Origin of the sequence: Streptomyces sp. Tu6071 (genome assembly GCF_000213055.1) — a bacterium.
In the GTDB taxonomy this organism is placed as follows: domain Bacteria; phylum Actinomycetota; class Actinomycetes; order Streptomycetales; family Streptomycetaceae; genus Streptomyces; species Streptomyces evansiae.
In genome coordinates this window covers 458,836-476,420 of sequence record NZ_CM001165.1, presented here as the reverse complement: position 1 = coordinate 476,420, position 17,585 = coordinate 458,836, and the positions used below count along the sequence as shown (strand labels likewise).

Annotated in this window: 14 protein-coding genes and 1 riboswitch; of the genes, 10 read left to right on the top strand and 4 right to left on the bottom strand. The window is 75.3% G+C overall.

Annotation, left to right across the window (positions count from 1 at the left end):
• Nucleotides 1–21: 21 nt before the first annotated feature.
• The 4 genes from STTU_RS01920 to STTU_RS01905 all read left to right on the top strand — a co-directional run bounded on the left by STTU_RS01920 (nt 22) and on the right by STTU_RS01905 (nt 4,020).
• Nucleotides 22–1,281, top strand: a complete 1,260-nt coding sequence (locus STTU_RS01920; RefSeq protein ID WP_007819286.1) for a bifunctional cobalt-precorrin-7 (C(5))-methyltransferase/cobalt-precorrin-6B (C(15))-methyltransferase — start codon at nt 22–24, stop codon at nt 1,279–1,281.
• Nucleotides 1,278–2,027: a precorrin-4 C(11)-methyltransferase gene (gene cobM / locus STTU_RS01915; RefSeq protein WP_043253790.1), complete on the top strand. Its 750-nt coding sequence runs from the start codon at nt 1,278–1,280 to the stop codon at nt 2,025–2,027. The genes STTU_RS01920 and cobM overlap by 4 nt, the downstream gene beginning before the upstream one ends.
• Before the next feature lie 7 nt (nt 2,028–2,034).
• Nucleotides 2,035–2,781: a cobalt-precorrin-6A reductase gene (locus STTU_RS01910; protein WP_007819284.1), complete on the top strand. Its 747-nt coding sequence runs from the start codon at nt 2,035–2,037 to the stop codon at nt 2,779–2,781.
• A 156-nt stretch (nt 2,782–2,937) separates the two neighbouring features.
• Nucleotides 2,938–4,020, top strand: coding sequence for a zinc-binding dehydrogenase (locus tag STTU_RS01905; protein WP_043253787.1), 1,083 nt, complete (start codon nt 2,938–2,940; stop codon nt 4,018–4,020).
• Between the two features lie 73 nt (nt 4,021–4,093).
• On the opposite strand, the gene STTU_RS01900 is transcribed toward STTU_RS01905, so the two are convergent.
• Nucleotides 4,094–4,822 (bottom strand): GntR family transcriptional regulator, encoded by a 729-nt coding sequence (locus STTU_RS01900; RefSeq protein ID WP_043253785.1) that lies wholly within the window; start codon nt 4,820–4,822, stop codon nt 4,094–4,096.
• A 433-nt stretch (nt 4,823–5,255) separates the two neighbouring features.
• Here STTU_RS01900 and STTU_RS01895 point away from each other — a divergent pair, with 433 nt between their 5' ends.
• The 4 genes from STTU_RS01895 to STTU_RS01880 are packed head-to-tail and all read left to right on the top strand — an operon-like array spanning nt 5,256 to nt 8,441.
• Nucleotides 5,256–6,173, top strand: a complete 918-nt coding sequence (locus STTU_RS01895; protein ID WP_007819279.1) for a phosphate/phosphite/phosphonate ABC transporter substrate-binding protein — start codon at nt 5,256–5,258, stop codon at nt 6,171–6,173.
• Nucleotides 6,173–6,886, top strand: a complete 714-nt coding sequence (locus tag STTU_RS01890) for a phosphonate ABC transporter ATP-binding protein (protein WP_007819276.1) — start codon at nt 6,173–6,175, stop codon at nt 6,884–6,886. Before STTU_RS01895 ends, STTU_RS01890 begins: the two co-directional genes overlap by 1 nt.
• Complete coding sequence (gene phnE, locus STTU_RS01885; RefSeq protein ID WP_043253782.1) at nt 6,883–7,704, top strand: phosphonate ABC transporter, permease protein PhnE; 822 nt, start codon at nt 6,883–6,885, stop codon at nt 7,702–7,704. Before STTU_RS01890 ends, phnE begins: the two co-directional genes overlap by 4 nt.
• A gap of 32 nt (nt 7,705–7,736) precedes the next feature.
• Nucleotides 7,737–8,441 carry a phosphonatase-like hydrolase gene (locus tag STTU_RS01880; RefSeq protein ID WP_007819272.1) on the top strand — a complete coding sequence of 235 codons (705 nt, stop codon included), beginning with the start codon at nt 7,737–7,739 and terminating at the stop codon, nt 8,439–8,441.
• A 149-nt stretch (nt 8,442–8,590) separates the two neighbouring features.
• Here STTU_RS01880 and STTU_RS01875 read toward each other — a convergent pair whose 3' ends face one another.
• The 3 genes from STTU_RS01875 to STTU_RS01865 are packed head-to-tail and all read right to left on the bottom strand — an operon-like array spanning nt 8,591 to nt 12,062.
• A complete protein-coding gene (locus STTU_RS01875) occupies nt 8,591–10,081 on the bottom strand; it encodes a precorrin-2 C(20)-methyltransferase (RefSeq protein ID WP_043253779.1) in 1,491 nt (496 codons plus the stop codon).
• Nucleotides 10,078–10,710 carry a precorrin-8X methylmutase gene (locus STTU_RS01870; protein WP_007819268.1) on the bottom strand — a complete coding sequence of 211 codons (633 nt, stop codon included), beginning with the start codon at nt 10,708–10,710 and terminating at the stop codon, nt 10,078–10,080. Before STTU_RS01870 ends, STTU_RS01875 begins: the two co-directional genes overlap by 4 nt.
• Nucleotides 10,711–10,769: 59 nt before the next feature.
• Entirely contained in the window at nt 10,770–12,062 is a 1,293-nt protein-coding gene (locus STTU_RS01865; protein ID WP_043253777.1) for a nitrite/sulfite reductase, read from the bottom strand.
• 223 nt (nt 12,063–12,285) lie between these two features.
• Nucleotides 12,286–12,361: riboswitch (cobalamin riboswitch) on the top strand.
• Between the two features lie 56 nt (nt 12,362–12,417).
• Between STTU_RS01865 and cobN the strand changes: the two genes are divergently transcribed.
• Both cobN and STTU_RS01855 read left to right on the top strand, forming a co-directional pair.
• Complete coding sequence (cobN, locus tag STTU_RS01860; RefSeq protein WP_007819263.1) at nt 12,418–16,008, top strand: cobaltochelatase subunit CobN; 3,591 nt, start codon at nt 12,418–12,420, stop codon at nt 16,006–16,008.
• A gap of 104 nt (nt 16,009–16,112) precedes the next feature.
• A complete protein-coding gene (locus STTU_RS01855) occupies nt 16,113–17,573 on the top strand; it encodes a hypothetical protein (RefSeq protein WP_007819262.1) in 1,461 nt (486 codons plus the stop codon).
• Nucleotides 17,574–17,585 lie beyond the last annotated feature (12 nt).

Below are 17,585 nucleotides of genomic sequence, written 5' to 3'. Positions count from 1 at the left end.
CCGAGCCCGAGGACCGCGCACGTGACCGCAGCGCCCGCCCCCGCCCCGCAGGACGCCGTCACCGTCGTCGGTATCGGCGCCGAGGGCTGGCCCGGTGTCCCCGAGGCGTCCCGCGCCGTCCTGCGCGCGGCCGACGTGGTCTTCGGCGGCCCCCGCCAACTGGACCTGCTGCCCCCCGAGTGCGCCGCCGTCCGCGTCCCCTGGCCCTCGCCGCTGCGCCCGGCGCTCCCCGGACTGCTCGCCGCGCACGACGGGCGCACACGCGTCGTCCTCGCGAGCGGCGACCCGATGTTCTACGGGATCGGCCGGACCCTCACCGCTCTCCTCGGCCCCGACGCCGTCCGCGTCCTGCCGCACCCCTCCTCCGTCGCCCACGCGTGCGCCCGCCTCGGCTGGGCCCGCGAGGACGTGGACGTCGTCTCCGTCGTCGGGCGCCCCCTCGCCCGGATCGCCGCGGCCCTCCACCCGCGCCGCCGCCTCCTCGTCCTCGGCGCGGGACCCGACACCCCCGTGCAGGTCGCGGCACTGCTCCGCGCGCGCGGCTTCGGGCCCAGCCGCCTGCGGGTGCTCGAACAACTCGGCGGCCCCCGGGAACGCACGAGCCCCGAAGCCACCGCCGACGCGTGGGACGCCCCGGACGCGGACCCGCTGCACATCGTCGCCGTCGAGTGCCGGCGCGCCCCGGGGGCCCCGCGCCTCGGCGCCGTGCCGGGACTGCCCGACGAGGCGTACGCGCACGACGGGCAGCTCACCAAGCGCTACCCGCGCGCCGTCACCCTCGCGGCGCTCGCGCCCGCGCCCGGGGAAGTCCTGTGGGATGTCGGCGGCGGCTCGGGATCGATCGCGATCGAGTGGCTGCGCACCCACCCGTCCTGCCGCGCGTTCAGCGTCGAGCGCGACCCCGTGCGCGCCGCGCGCATCAGCGAGAACGCCGACCGCCTCGGCGTCCCCGCGCTCCGCGTCGTGACCGGGGCCGCGCCCGCCGCGCTCACCGGACTGCCCACGCCCGACGCCGTGTTCATCGGCGGCGGACTCACCGCACCGGGCCTGCTCGACGCCTGCTGGGCGGCGCTGCCCGAGGGCGGCAGGCTCGTGGCCAACACCGTGACGCTGGAGTCCGAGGCGGTGCTGAGCGCGGCCCGGAAGCGCTACGGGGGTGAACTCGTGCGGCTCTCGGTCGCGCACGCCGTCCCCGTCGGCGGCTTCACGGGCTGGCGCCAGGCCATGCCGCTGACGCAGTGGCTCGTCGAGAAGACCCCCTCTGGAGCTGACATCCCATGACCGTGTACTTCATCGGCGCGGGTCCCGGCGCCGCCGACCTCATCACCCTGCGCGGCGCGCGCACCCTCGCCCGCTGCCCCGTGTGCCTGTACGCGGGCAGCCTCGTCCCCGCCGAACTCCTCGCCGAGTGCCCGCCCGGCGCGCGCCTCGTCGACACCGCGCACCTCGATCTCGACGCCATCACCGCCGAGTTCTCCCGCGCGCACGAGGCCGGTCAGGACGTGGCCCGCCTCCACTCGGGCGACCCCTCCGTCTTCAGCGCGGTCGCCGAGCAGATGCGCCGCCTCGACGCCCTCGGCATCCCGTACGAGGTCGTCCCGGGCGTCCCCGCCTTCGCCGCCGCCGCTGCCGCGCTGAAGCGGGAACTGACCGTGCCCACGGTCGGCCAGACCGTCGTCCTCACCCGTGTCGCACAGGAGGCGACCCCCATGCCCGAGGGCGAGGACCTCGCGACCCTCGGCCGCAGCGGCGCCCTCCTCGTCCTGCACCTCGCCGCCCGCTACGTCGACCGCGTCACCGCCGAACTCCTCCCGCACTACGGCGCCGACTGCCCCGCCGCCGTCGTCGCCCACGCCTCCCGGCCCGAGGAGCTGATCCTGCGCGGCACGCTCGGCACGATCGCCGCCGAGACCAGGGCCGCGGGGATCACCCGCACCGCCGTCATCTTGGTCGGCCGCACCCTGGGCGCCTCCTCGTTCCGCGACAGCCACCTCTACTCGGCGGCGCGCGAGCGCCACACGTGCTGACCGCGCCGTGCCCGCCCCGCACGTCCTGATCCTCGGCGGTACGACGGAGGCCCGCCGTCTCGCCGAGGCGCTGACCGGCACCCCCTGGCGCGTCACGACCTCGCTCGCAGGCCGCGTCGCCGCCCCGCGCGCCCTGCCGGGTGCCGTGCGCGTCGGCGGCTTCGGCGGTACGGGCGGGCTCACGGCCTGGCTGCGCGCGCACCACGTCGTCGCGCTCGTCGACGCGACCCACCCCTTCGCCGCCACGATGAGCTTCCACGCGGCCGGGGCCGCCGCCGGGGCGGGCGTCCCGCTCCTCGCCCTGCGCCGCCCCGGCTGGACCCGCGCCCCGGGCGATGACTGGCACGACGCGGCCTCGCTCGACGAGGCGGCGTCCCTCCTGCCCGCGCTCGGCACCCGCGTCTTCCTGACGACGGGCCGTACAGGGCTCGCCGCCTTCACCGGGCGCCCCGGCCTGTGGTTCCTCGTGCGCGCGGTCGACCCGCCCGAGCCGCCGCTCCCCGCCCGTGCCGAAGTCCTCCTCGACCGGGGCCCGTTCACGCTCGAAGGGGAACGCGCCCTGCTCGCCCGCCACCGCGTGGACCTCCTCGTCACGAAGGACAGCGGGGGAGCGGCCACGGCGCCGAAGCTCACGGCGGCGCGCGAGGCGGGCATCCCGGTGGTCGTCGTCCGCAGACCGCCCGTACCGGACGGGGTGCCGGAGGCGGCGGACCCGGCGGGCGCCCTCGACTGGCTGGCGGCGCTCGCCCCGTAGACGTCGGTCAGTGCCCCCCGGAACCCTCGGCGGCGGGCGCACGGCCGCACAGCCGCACGCCCGGCGCGCCTTAGGCCGCGGAATTCACCGCGACTTTCCCTCGACTTATATATACAGGTCTTGCGAGAGCTTCCCGGTTATGACAAGTTGCCTCGCGTGAACGACGTCAACGCTCTGAACAGTCAACACGGGGACCGGGCTCGCTACGCGCGCTGGGAGGGGGTGGGCCGGCCCTTCGCGCTGGTGACGACCGGCCTTCCGCGCCCCGCCCCGGGGGAGACGCTCGTCCGGATCGACCTGGCGACCGTGTGCGGCAGCGATCTGCACACCGTGCGCGGGCGCCGTCCGTCCCCCGTTCCCGCCGTGCTGGGCCACGAGCAGGTGGGCACGGTGGTCGCCGTCGGCGCGGGAGGGGCGTCCTGCGTGGACGGCACGCCCGTCGAGCCCGGGATGCGGGTGGTGTGGTCGGTGTCCGCCTCGTGCGGCGACTGCGATCGCTGCGCGCGCGCCATGCCGCAGAAGTGCCGACGGCTCCGCAAGTACGGGCACGAGGCGCTGGACGAGGCCGCGCCGCTGACCGGCGGCTTCGCCACGCACTGCGTGGTGCTGCCGGGCACGGCCGTCGTCGCGGTGCCCGACGGCCTGCCCGACCGCGTCGTGTGTCCCGCCTCCTGCGCCACCGCCACGGTCGCCGCCGTGCTCGCCGAGGCCGGTCCCCTGGAGGGCCGGCAGGTCCTGGTGACCGGCGCGGGCATGCTCGGTGTCACCGCCGCGGCCATGGCGGCCTCGGCGGGCGCGCACGTCGTCGTCATGGACCCGCACCCACTGCGCAGGAAACGCGCCCTGCGCTTCGGCGCGGTGAGGGTCTGTGACACGGACGGCGTGCCGGAGGACATGGACGTCGCCGTCGAGCTGTCCGGCCGCGCGGAAGCCGTCGAGGCGTGCCTGCGGTCCCTGGCGGTGGGCGGCACGGCTGTGCTCGCCGGCTCGGTGTCCCCCGGGGACCCGGTGGCGCTGGACCCCGAGTGGGTGGTGCGCGGGCTGCACAGGCTGGTGGGCGTGCACAACTACCGGCCCGCCGACCTCCAGCGGGCGGTCGACTTCCTGGCCGCACACCACCGACGGCTCCCGTTCGCCGAACTCGTCGAAGGCGCCTACCCGTTGGAAGGGCTGGACGAGGCCGTCGCGGCGGCTCACGACGCCGTGGCGCCCCGGCAGGCCGTCGTGCCCTCCGCGTGACGGGACCGGGACGTGCGCGCGGCCCGTCCCGCTGACGCCCGCACGCCCCGGGGCGGACCGGCGCGTCCGCTTCTCACAGCATCATGGTCCGCGCGCTGCGCGTGTTGGTCACGGTGACGGTCGCGACGTCCGCCCGGTAGCGGTCGTCCGACCACTCCAGGGGAACGCCCTGGGCGTCCGTCGTCAGCCGCCTCTCCCGCAGCAGCGGGTGGCCCTCGGGCACGTCGAGCAGCCGGGCGTCCAGCGCGTCGGCCGGTACGGCGTCGAAGGTGTGACGGGCCGAATGCAGGTCCACCCCCCGCTCGCTGAGCAGGGCGTAGATGGACCCGGCGTCGAGGTCGGCGTCGATCAGCGGCCTGCCGACCGCCTCGATGTACGTCATGCGCTCCAGCATGGCGGGCCGGCCGTCGAGCAGCCGCAGCCGCACCAGTTGGACCGCGAGGTCCTCGGGATCGATCTGGAGGGCCGCGGCGACCTCCGGCCCGGGACGGCGCAGCGCGATCTCCTGCAGGCGCTGCCCCGGCGCGTGGCCCGTGACCTCGGCGCGGCGGGTGAAGGACATGAAGGTCTCGAACGGCTGGGCGGCCACGACGTCGAGGACGACGGCCCGCTTGCCCTGGCCCCCGCTGATCAGGCCCTCGTCCCGCAACGCCGCGAGCGCCTGCCGCACCGGCCCGCGCGAAGCGGTGAACTCCTCGCACAGCCGCGCCTCGGACGGCAGCGACTCGCCGACCTTCATCGCCCCGGTGCGGATGCGCTGTCGCAACTCGGCGGCGATGGAGCGGTGCATTGGTGTGGCCATGCTCTTGACCTTACAGCTTTGGTACCAGCTCGACCCGGGGCCGATGCGGCTCGCGCGGGCAAGGCGGCCCCGCGTCCGTCACGCCCGGAGGAGCCGCGCCCGGGCGCAACTCCACTGCTCCCGCCGCCAGTCCGTCCCGCTGTCACCGCGACCCGGATCAACCGGGACGGCGACCGGCTCTTCGAGGCGACCCGCACCGCGGCCGGCCTCGGCCACACCTCCTTCCCCCGCACGACTCCCCGCACCACCCCTCGCACCACCTGTGCCGACGCCCGAGCGGCGCCCCGCGCCGACCGCCAGGTGAACACTTGGCAACCTGTAGATACAAGTATTGACCCGGGGTGGCCCGAACGGCCACCTTGATCGTGGCCGCCTTGGGCCCCTCCCCCCTCACCACCCTCCCCGCATTCCTCTCCACCCGACCGGAGTCACCGTGTCCGTCCGTCGCCTCACCCTCGCCACCTCCCTCCTGCTCGTCCCGGCACTCGGCCTCACCGCCTGCGGGAGCGACTCGTCCGACAAGAGCGCGAAGACCTCCGCGACCTGCCCCGACGGCAGGATTCGCTTCGGGGTCGAGCCCTTCGAGGACCCCGACAAGCTCACCCCGGCGGCGAAGGTCCTGGCCGACGCCCTCGAGGAGACCCTTGACTGCGAGGTCGAGCTGACGATCACGGACGACTACTCCGCCGAAGTCCTCGCCATGCAGAACGGCAAGCTCGACCTCGCGATGTTCGGGCCGCTCGGATACGTCTTCGCCAGCAAGCGGGCCAAGGCCGAGGCCCTCGCCTCCTTCAGCGACGAGCACGGCAAGGTCTCCAGCTACACCGCCGGGATCTGGGTCCCCAAGGACTCGCCCCTGAAGACCGTCAAGGACCTCAAGGGCCACTCCCTCGCCCTCGCCTCGGCCGGGTCCACCTCTGGGGACGCCCTGCCGCGCAAGGCCCTCCTCGACGCCGGCCTGAAGGCGTCCGACGTCAGGACGAACTACGCCGGTGGTCACCCCGAGGCACTGCTCGCCCTGACCAACGACACGGTCGACGCCGCCGAGATCAACTCCCAGCAGCTCGCCGGCGCCACCGAGTCCGGCACCTTCGACCCGTCGAAGTACCGCAGGATATGGGGCTCCGAACCCGTCCCGAACGACCCGATCACGGTCCGCGGAGACCTCGACGCGACGTTCAAGAAGGCCATTGTGGACGCCCTGCTGAAGCTCCCCGCCGACAAGGTCGGGAAGATCGGCGCCCTGCTCGACGTCGACCCCCCGGCCCCCCTCGTCGCCGTCGACAAGTCGACCTACCAGACCCTCTTCGACCTGGCGGACACCCTCCACCTCACCGAGAAGGACGTCTGATGCTCAGGATGTCCGGCATCACCGTGAGCTACGGCCCGCGGACCGTGCTGCACGGCGTCGACGTGAGTGCCGCCCCCGGCGAGATGGTGGCGGTCCTGGGGGCCAACGGCTCCGGAAAGTCCACGCTCCTGCGGGCCGTCATCGGCCTCCAGCCCATGACAGCGGGCAGCGTGACCCTCGACAGCCGCCCCTGCGGCCCCCTCGACATCGCCATGATCTTCCAGCACATCCACCTCGTCCGGCGGCGCACCGCCCTGGAGAACGTGTGCGCCGGTGCCCTCGGGCGGCTGTCGCCGCGCCACTCCCTGCACCCCGCCCTCTTCCCGCACGACGTACGCGAGGAGGCCATGGCCTGTCTGGACCGGGTCGGCCTCGCCGACCGGGCCCACGACCGGGCCGGTGGCCTCTCCGGCGGACAGCAGCAGCGCGTCGCCGTGGCGCGCGCCCTGTGCCAGCGCCCGCGCGTCCTCCTGGCCGACGAACCGGTCTCCGCCCTCGACCCGGCCGCCTCCGAGCAGGTCCTCGGCCTGCTCGCCGACCTCGCGCACCGCGAGAAACTGCCCGTCCTCGCCGTCCTGCACCAGCCGGCGCTCGCCGACCGGCACGCGGACCGGATCATCGGCCTGCGCGACGGCCGCGTCCTGCTCGACGGGGCACCCGGGCTGGACGTCGACACCCTGTACCAGTCCTCCGCAGTGGAGCCCGTGTCATGACCACCACCCTCGAAAAGCCCGCGCGCCTCCCCGTCCCGCCCCGCCCCCGCCGCCCCAGGGCCCAGGCCGCGGGCTGGATCATCGCCGCCGTCGTCGTCGCCGCCCACGTCATCGCCTGGAACTCCACCGGCATGTCCTTCACCGCCCTCGTGGAGGGCCGGGACGGCATGGCCGACTTCCTCGCCGAAGCCTTCCCGCCCGACCTGAGCTGGGACGTCCTCCAGCCGAGCCTGTCCGCCGCCCTCGTCACCCTGTGGATCGGCCTGCTCGGCACCACGCTCTCCGTGCCGGCCTCACTGCTCCTCGGGCTGCTCGCCGCGCGCACCACGGCCCCCGCGCCCTGGGTCTACCAGGCGACGCGCTCCCTGCTGTCGTTCCTGCGGGCCGTGCCCGACGTCGTCTTCGCGCTGATCTTCGTCACCGCGGTCGGCCTCGGCCCCTTCCCCGGCGTGCTGGCGCTGCTCCTGCACAACATCGGCGTCATGGGCAAGCTCTGGGCCGAGGCCATCGAGGACGCCGACCCCGGCCCCTCCCAGGTGCTGCGCTCGGCCGGGGCGAGCCGCGCGCAGATCGCGGCGCACGCCCTGCTCCCGACCGTCACCCCGCAACTCACCGGCCTGCTGATGTACCGCCTGGACGTCAACGTCCGTTCCTCCCTGGTCCTCGGCCTGGTCGGCGCCGGGGGCATCGGCTTCCTGATCAACCAGTCCATCAAGCTGTTCCAGTTCGACGAGATGCTCACCCACATCCTCGTCGTCCTGGTCCTGGTCGTCGTCGTGGACCGGATCTCGGCGGCGGTGCGCCGCCGCCTGTCATGACACCCCACACCACCTTCGAACGGAGCACACGCGTGCCGCAGACCGACAACCCCACGACCGACCGGGACATCCGCCTCGTGGTCCTCGACATGGCGGGCACCACCGTCGCGGACGGCGGCCTGGTCGAGCGCGCCTTCGAAGCGGCTGCCGCCGAACTGGGCGTCGCCCCGGGCTCCGCCGACCACGAGGCCAAACTCGCCTACGTCCGCGCCACGATGGGCGAATCGAAGATCTCCGTCTTCCGGCACCTCTTCGGCGACGAGGAATCCGCCCGCCGCGCCAACACCGTCTTCGAGAAGGCGTACGGGGCACTCATCGGTGAAGGTCTCGTCGCCCCCGTCGACGGGGCCCGCGAGGCGATCGGGGAACTCACGGCGGACGGACGCACCGTCGTGCTGACGACCGGCTTCGCGAGGGCCACCCAGGACGCGATCCTCGACGCGCTCGGCTGGCGGGACCTCGCCGCGCTCACCCTGTGCCCGGCGGACGCGGGCGGCCGGGGGCGCCCCTACCCGGACATGGTGCTGGAGGCGTTCCTGCGCACCCGGGCCACCGACGACGTTCGGCAGGTGGCCGTGGTCGGGGACACCGCGTACGACATGGCGAGCGGCGTGCACGCCGGAGCGGGTGCCGTCGTCGGCGTGCTCACGGGCGCGCACGAGCGCGAGGCACTGCGGGAGGCGGGTGCCACCCACGTCATCGCCTCCGTCTCGGAGCTTCCCGCGCTCCTGCGCTGACGGCCCGTTCTCCCCGCGCCGTGACGGCCCGCCTCCCGCGCTGACGGAACCGAACCAGGCCGCGCACGTCGCCGTGTCCCAAGAGAACGCCGGGCCCGCGCCGGACGGGAGGGCCGGACACCTCGCCCGAGGTGCCCGGCCCTCCCCCGTCAGGCCGGGTACCTCCTCGGCGTCCACACGATCTCCTCGCCGTCCCCGCGCCGCACCACCCGCGTCCGTGAGGAGCCGACGAGCAGGATCGTGCGCATGTCCACGTCGGCGGGATCGAGGTCCGCGAGCCGCACGATCCGCACCCGCTCACCCGCGCCCCCGACATCACGCGCCACCACGACCGGGGTACCCGGCGCGCGGTGCTCCAGGAGCACGTCACGGGCCGCGCCCACCTGCCACGTACGGCTCCCCGAACCGGGGTTGTAGAGCGCGAGGACGAGGTCGGCGCCCGCGGCGGCGCGCAGCCGCCGCGCCACCACCTCCCACGGCTTGAGCCGGTCCGAGAGCGAGAACACCGCGTAGTCGTGCCCCAGCGGCGCGCCGGCCCGCGCCGCCGCCGCGTTCGCCGCGGTCACCCCCGGCAGGACGCGCACGGGCACGTCCGCGTACTCCTTCCGCGAAGCCACTTCGAGTACCGCCGTCGCCATCGCGAACACCCCGGGGTCGCCCCCGGAGACGACCGCGACGCGGCGCCCGCGTGCCGCCAGCTGCAAGGCGAACTCGGCGCGTTCGGACTCCACCCGGTTGTCCGACGCGTGCCGCGACTGCCCCGGGCGCTCCGGCACGCGGTCGATGTACGTCGCGTAACCCACGAGGTCGTCCGCCGCGGCCAGCGCGCCCCGCGACTCCGGCGTCAGCCACAGCGGCCCGGCGGGACCCGTCCCGACCACGACCACCTCGCCGCGCCCCGCGACCGGTTCAGGCCGCCCGGCGGCGACCCGGCTCGGCAGGACGGCGACCGAGAAGTACGGCACCGCGGCGGCGTCCACGTCCGCGAGCGCCGCCGTCCGCTCCCCGTCCATCGTCGCCCGCTCCACGTACCGCGCCTCGTCGAGCCGCCCCGCACTCTCCAGCGCACGGCGCACCTTGGGGAAGGTACGGCCCAGTTTCATCACGACGGCCGAGTCCGTCGCGGCGAGCCGCGCGGCCAGTTCCTCCTCCGGGAGCGTGCCCGGCAGCACGGTCAGCACCTCCTCGCCCTCGACGAGCGGCCGTCCGAGCCGCGCCGAGGCGGCGGCGAACGACGTGACGCCGGGCACCACCTCGGTCTCGTAGCGGTGCGCGAGCCGCTTGTGCATGTGCTGGTACGAACCGTAGAAGAACGGGTCGCCCTCCGCGAGCACCGCGACCGTGCGCCCCGCGTCCAGGTGCGCGGCGAGCCGCGCCGCCGCCTCCTCGTAGAACTCCTCCAACGCCCCCCGGTAGCCGCCGGGATGGTCCGTCGTCTCGGTCGTCACCGGGTAGACGAGCAGTTCCTCGACGTGGTCCTCGCGCAGGTACCGCTCCGCGATGCCGCGCGCGATAGACCGGCCGTGCCGCGCGCTGTGGTACGCGATCACGTCCGCCTCGCCGATGACCTCGACGGCCCGCACGGTCAGGAGCGAGGGGTCCCCGGGGCCGAGCCCGACCCCGTACAGCTTGCCGCTCATTCTTCCTCGCTCGCGAGCGCGTTGAGCGCGGCGGCGGCGAGGGCGCTGCCCCCGCGCCTGCCCCGGACCACCAAGTGGTCAAGACCGCCGTGCGCGGCGAGCGCGTCCTTCGACTCGGCGGCGCCGACGAAACCGACCGGCACCCCGATGACGGCGGCGGGCCGGGGCGCGCCCGCGTCGACCAGCTCCAGGAGCCGGAAGAGCGCGGTCGGCGCGTTCCCGACCGCGACCACGGCGCCGTCGAGGCGGTCGCCCCACAGGTCGAGCGCGGCGGCGCTGCGCGTCGTCCCGAGTTCCCTCGCGAGCGTGGGAACGGCGGGGTCCGACAGGGTGCACACCACTTCGTTGTCGGCGGGCAGCCGCTTGCGCGTGACACCGCTCGCGACCATCTTGACGTCGGTGAGGATCGGCGCGCCCGCGCGCAGCGCCGCCCGCGCCCGCCTCACCACGTCCGGCGAGTACACGAGGTCCCGTACGAGGTCGACCATGCCGCAGGCGTGGATCATCCGGACCGCGACCTGCGCGATCTCCGGTGGCAGCCCGCCGAGTTCGGCCTCGGCGCGGATGGTGGCGAAGGACTCCCGGTAGATCGCCGGGCCGTCCTTCTCGTAGGTGTAGCGGGTGCTCACGGGTCTCGCTGCTCTCGGTGTGGTGGTGCGTACGGGGGAAGTGGGGTCGGGGCCGCTCGTCAGGGCCCCGTCGGCGCCCGGAGTGCCGCCGCGAGGCGCGCGGGGTCCGCCGGGTCCACCGGGCGCGGGGCCCGGCCCGGGACGGAGAGGAGGTAGCCGCCGTCCGGCCCCGCGACGACGTCGGCGTGCGGCTCCGCGGGCCGGCCGCAGCGCCGCTCGCACGCCGACCAGTACAGGGGAAGGGGGGAGACGGCGACGGCGGGCAGCGCCCGTGCCGCGTCGCCGCGCACGTCGGCGCGGGCCCGCGCGCACCCCGGCTGTCCCACGCAGGCGCCGACACGCGGCCACGGCGATCCGGGCGCGGTGACGAGCCCGGCCCCGGCGAGCCGCGCGGCGGCGTCCTCGGCGGGCCCGGCGACGACGACACCGCGCCACGGGGTGAGCCGCAGCTCCGTCCCGGCGTGCGCCAACTCCCGCCAGGCGGTGGGGGAGAGGCGTCCCAGGGGGACGTGCACGGCGAGCGCGCCGGGGTACGGGCCGGGTGCGGGCGGGGCCGCTTCCGGGAGCGGCGGCCCGGCGACGGCGGTACGGGTCGGCACGCCCTCGTCGGCGAGCCGGTCCCGTACCGCTTCCGCGAGGGGCGGGCCGTCCGGCAGCTCGGCGACCCGCCACACGCGGGTGCTTTCGGGGGCGCGTGCCACGGCGTCGAGGAAGACCTCGGCCGCGCGCAGGGCCGCACGAGGGGCGTCGTCGGCGGCCACGACGAAGCGCGCACCGCCGACGGACACCAGCGCCTCGTCCTGCGGCAGGGCGCGCACCGTCACGTCGGCCCTCAGCGCGGTCATGTCGCCCCGGCCGTCGTCGAGCGCGAAGAGGAACCGCCCGGAGAGGGCGGCGGCCCGCGCGCTGCCGCACAGCCCGGCGTCGAGCGCGCGCAACCAGGCGCGCACGGGCCGCACCCCGTGGCCGTCGAGCCCGGAGAGCGGCGAGGCGACGATGTTGCGGACGCGTTCGTGGGCGGGCGAGGGGAGCAGGCCCGCCTCCGCGAGGGCCCGGCCGAGCGCGTCCCCGGAAGCGGGGTCGAGGCCGCGCAGCTGCACGTTGCCCCGCGAGGTCAGGTGCAGGTCCCCGTCGCCGTGCCGCAGAGCCAGCGCGCCCAGGACCTCCGCCTGCCCCGCGTCGAGGACCCCGCCGGGTATCCGCACCCGCGCGAGCCCGCCGTCGTCGGCGAGGTGCAGCCGCAGCGCACCGGGACAGGCGTCACCACGGCTCCCGGCGGCGCTCGCCGGAGGCGCCGGGGACGCCGGAGGCACGGCGGGGCGCGGAAGAGGGGAGGGCATGGCGGCGAGCATACCGATCCACCGCCCGGTGAGCCCGCCCCGCCCGTCCCCGTACCGCCGACGCTCGCCGTCTCCGGCCCGCGCCCCGTACCGCCGCCCCCCCACCGCGCCCCGTACCGCCGACCGCCGGTCGTTGCCGCCCTCGCCCCCTGCCCCGTATCCCCGCCGCGCGGCCCCCCGTACTATGACCACTCGGCGGCCCCACCCGGTCCGCCACCGCCAGACGGCGACATGGGAGGAAGCCCGGTGCGAATCCGGCGCGGTCCCGCCACTGTGAGCACGCGCACCCCGCGCGTGTGAGTCAGGAACTCCCGCCGTCCGAACACCGCCCGGGGCGTGGACACCCCGAGGAAGGGCCTGACGCCGCATGTTCCTGCTCCTGTCGACGTCCGACACGGACCTGCTCAGCGCCCGCGCCGCCGCGGGCCCGGTCCCGTACCGCTTCGCGAACCCCTCGCGGCTCGCACTCGACGAACTCCCCGCCCTCCTCGAAGGCGTCGACCTCGTCGTCGTACGGCTCCTCGGCGGCATCCGCGTCTGGCAGGAGGGGCTCGACGTGCTCCTCGCCGACGGCAGGCCCGTCGTGGTGCTGAGCGGTGAGCAGGCACCGGACGCCCAGCTCATGGCCGCGTCCACCGTCCCGGTCGGCCTCGCGGCCGAGGCCCACGCGTACCTCGCCCACGGCGGCCCCGCGAACCTCGAACACCTCGCCCGCTTCCTCTCCGACACCGTGCTCCTCACCGGGCACGGCTTCGACGCGCCCGCCCCAGCGCCCTCCTGGGGCCCCCTGGACCGCACCCCGCGCACCACCACGGGTCCGGTCGTCGCGGTGCTCTACTACCGCGCCCACCACATGAGCGGCAACACCGGCTTCGTGAACGCCCTGTGCGAGGCCGTCGAGGAGGCGGGGGCGCAGGCGCTCCCGCTCTACGTGGCCTCGCTGCGCACCCCCGAGGAGGGGCTGCTCGACACGCTCCGCACCGCCGACGTCCTCGTCACCACCGTCCTCGCCGCGGGCGGCACGCGCCCCGCCGAGGCAAGCGCGGGCGGCGACGAGGAGGCGTGGGACGCGGGCGCGCTCGCCGGGCTCGACGTACCGATCCTCCAGGCCCTGTGCCTCACCGGCTCGCGCGCCGACTGGGCGGAGAACGACGAGGGCGTCTCGCCGCTCGACGCCGCCAGCCAGATCGCCGTACCCGAGTTCGACGGCCGCCTCATCACCGTCCCCTTCTCCTTCAAGGAGATCGACGCCGACGGCCTCCCCGCCTACGTCGCCGACCCCGAGCGCGCCGCGCGCGTCGCCGGGATCGCCGTGCGCCACGCCCGCCTGCGCCACATCCCCGCGGCCGACAAGCGCCTCGCGCTCGTCCTGTCCGCGTACCCCACCAAGCACTCCCGCATCGGCAACGCGGTCGGTCTCGACACCCCCGCGAGCGCTATCGCCCTGCTGCGCCGCCTCCTCGCCGAGGGCTACGACTTCGGCACGGAGCCGGTGCCCGGCGTCGAGTCCGGCGACGGCGACGAGCTGATCCGCGCGCTCATCGACGCGGGCGGCCACGACCGGGACTGGCTCACCGAGGAACAGCTCGCGGCCAACCCGGTCCGCATCCCCGCCGCCGACTACCGCCGCTGGTTCGCCACGCTCCCCGAGGAGCTGCGCGAGGCGGTCGAGGAGCACTGGGGGCCCGCGCCCGGCGAGATGTTCGTCGACCGGAGCGCGAACCCGGAGGGCGACATCGTCCTCGCCGCGCTCCGCTTCGGGAACCTCCTCGTCCTCATCCAGCCCCCGCGCGGCTTCGGCGAGAACCCCATCGCGATCTACCACGACCCCGACCTGCCCCCCTCGCACCACTACCTCGCCGCCTACCGCTGGATCGCCGCGCCGACGCGCGAGGGCGGCTTCGGCGCCGACGCGATGGTGCACCTCGGCAAGCACGGCAACCTGGAGTGGCTGCCCGGCAAGAACGCGGGGCTCTCCGCCGCGTGCGGCCCCGACGCCGCGCTCGGCGACCTGCCCCTCGTCTACCCCTTCCTCGTCAACGACCCCGGCGAGGGCACCCAGGCCAAGCGCCGCGTCCACGCGACCCTCGTCGACCACCTCGTGCCGCCGATGGCCCGCGCGGAGTCCTACGGGGACATCGCGCGCCTCGAACAACTCCTGGACGAGCACGCCCAGATCGCCGCGATGGACCCCGCGAAGCTCCCCGCGATCCGTGCCCAGATCTGGACCCTCATCCAGGCCGCGCGCCTCGACCACGACCTCGGCCTCGACGACCGCCCCGACGACGACGGCTTCGACGACTTCCTGCTCCACGTCGACGGCTGGCTCTGCGAGGTCAAGGACGCCCAGATCCGCGACGGCCTCCACGTCCTCGGCAAGGCCCCGGCCGCCACCGACCGCGTCAACCTCGTCCTCGCGATCCTGCGCGCCCGCCAGATCTGGGGCGGCACCCAGGCGCTCCCCGGGCTGCGCGAAGCGCTCGGCCTCGACGAGTCCGCCGCGACCCTCGCGAGCGCCGACGCCGCCGAGGAGCGCGCCCGCGCCCTCGTCCGGGCGATGGACGACGCGGACTGGGACCTGAAGGCCCTGCCCGAGGACGAGAACGAGGACGTCCGCGCGGTCCTCGCCTTCGCCGCGCGCGAGGTGGTCCCGCGCCTCGCGGCGACGACCGACGAACTCGACCACACCCTGCACGCCCTGCGCGGCGGTTTCGTCCCGGCCGGGCCCTCCGGCTCCCCGCTGCGCGGCCTCGTCAACGTCCTCCCGACCGGCCGCAACTTCTACTCCGTCGACCCGAAGGCCGTCCCCTCGCGCCTCGCCTGGGAGACCGGGCAGGCCCTCGCGACCTCGCTCCTGGACCGCTACCGCGCCGATCACGGCGAGTGGCCCACCTCGGTCGGGCTCTCGCTGTGGGGCACGAGCGCGATGCGCACGGCCGGGGACGACATCGCCGAAGCCCTCGCGCTGCTCGGCGTCCGCCCCGTGTGGGACGACGCCTCGCGCCGCGTCACCGGGCTCGAAGCGGTCCCGTACGAGGAACTCGGCCGCCCCCGCGTCGACGTGACCCTGCGCATCTCCGGCTTCTTCCGCGACGCGTTCCCGCACACGGTCGGCCTCCTGGACGACGCCGTCCGCCTCGCCGCCTCGCTCGACGAGCCCGAGGACGTCAACCACATCCGCGCCCACGTCCAGCGCGACGTGGGCGAGCACGGCGACGAACGCCGCGCCACGACCCGCATCTTCGGCTCCCGGCCGGGCACCTACGGAGCGGGACTGCTCCAGCTCATCGACTCGCGCGACTGGCGCACCGACGCCGACCTCGCGGAGGTCTACACGGTGTGGGGCGGGTACGCGTACGGGCGCGGCCTCGAAGGGCGGCCCGCGCGCGAGGAGATGGAGACCGCGTACCGCAGGATCGCCGTCGCCGCGAAGAACACCGACACGCGCGAGCACGACATCGCGGACTCCGACGACTACTTCCAGTACCACGGCGGCATGGTCGCCGCCGTGCGCGCGCTGCGCGGCACCGCGCCCGAGGCGTACATCGGCGACTCGACCCGCCCCGAGACGGTCCGCACCCGCACCCTCGTCGAGGAGACCTCGCGCGTCTTCCGCGCCCGCGTCGTCAACCCCCGCTGGATCGAGGCGATGCGCCGCCACGGCTACAAGGGCGCCTTCGAACTCGCCGCCACCGTGGACTACTTGTTCGGCTACGACGCGACGACGGGCGTCATCGCCGACTGGATGTACGACAAGCTCACCGAGACGTACGTCCTGGACGAGACGAACCGCGCCTTCCTCCAGGAGGCCAACCCCTGGGCCCTGCACGGCATCGCGGAACGCCTCCTGGAGGCCGAGTCGCGCGGCATGTGGGCCGAGCCGGACCCGGCGGTGCTCGACGCGCTGCGGCAGGTGTACCTGGAGACGGAGGGGGACCTGGAGGGGGACGAGAGCTGAGGGGACTCCCGACGGGGGCCGGACGCTCCCGACGGGGCGTCCGACGGCGGTACGGGGGCGGGGCGCCGTCCGCGCCCGGAGTCCCGCGTGATCGACTGGACCGCATGCCTGTTCGCCCCCACGCCCCCCGGACGCGCGGCGTCCTCCTCGCCCTCGCGGCGTGCCTCACGGGCGTGGTCCCTCTCGGGACCGCCCCGGCCGCCGCCGCCGAACCGCACCTGACCGCCCCCGCGACGTACCACATCGCCCCGCCCGGGGGCCGGAAGCGACCCGCGCGCGACAAGCGGCTGCACGTCTCCTACGACGGCGACGCCGTCGCGGGGAAGAAGACGGGCCGCCTGATCATGGACGTCTCCGGTGCCGGGGACGTCCTGCGTCTCAAGAAGTTCGGCAACGGCTGTTCGGGCGACCGCACCCGGATCGTCTGCGCGGTCGGCGCGAGCTACAACAGCTGGGCCGACTGGGCCGGCGCCCTCCCGTACGCCGCGCCCGGCAGCAAAGCCGGGGACGCGGGGGACCTGCGCATGCGCTACGAGGCCCCGGGCGGCAAGGTGAGCGAGGCCACCACCCGCGTCGTGGTCGGCGGCCCCGTCCTGGAGATCCGCCGCCCCGAGAAGGTCGCCCACCTGCGCCCCGGTGCCCGCACCCCCTTCGCCTTCGTCGTGCGCAACGCGGGCGAGACCCCCGCGCACGGCCTCGGCCTCACCTACACCACCGACGCCATGACGCCCACGACGGAACGCTTCTCGAACTGCAGCTACCACGCCGCCACGGCGGTCTGCCGTTTCCCCGCGCTCGACCTCGCCCCCGGCGAGAGCGTCGGCCTCGCCCCCGGCCTCGACCTGCGCGCCCCGAAGACCGAGACCGCCGGAAGCCTGTACCAGTCCGCGTGGCCCCTCGACCTCGGCCCGTACGAAGGCGTTGTCGTCCCCGACGAGGGCGAGCCCGGCAAGGGCCCCGCCCTGCGCCCGGAGCCCGGCAAGGGCACCACCGGCACGTGGAGCGACGAGGACACCGCCTGGACCCACTTCTCCGTCGACAACCCCTCCGACTACGCGGCGGTCGGCACCCGCGTGCCCGGCGGCACGGGCGAGGAACGGGACGTCAGGATCGGCGCCACGAACAACGGTCCCGGCGACCCCGGCCAGAATCCGCCCGTGGAGATCCGCTTCACCCCGCCCCAGGGCGCGCGCGTCCTCAAGGAGCCGATGGAGGAGCTGGACGAGGACTACTTCGAGCCCCTGTGCACGCACGACAAGGCGGGCGTCTACACGTGCCCCCTCACCGTCCACGAGCCGGGGGACACCCAACGGCTCGCCTTCCGCCTCCGCCTCGGCACCGCGAGCGGTGACGGCTCCGTCCGCCTGCGCGGGCGGGGCGGCAAGGAGTACCCGGCCGACCCCGAGCCCGCGAACGACAAGGCGGCCGTCACCGTCACGGGCGCGGGCCCCGGCGCATCGGGAGGGAGCCACGCCGCCGCCTGGTGGGCGGGCGGGGGAGCGGCGGTCGTCGTGGCCGGGGCCCTCGTCCTGTGGGCACGCGGGCGGCACTCCCGCGCGCGATGACGCGCGGGCACG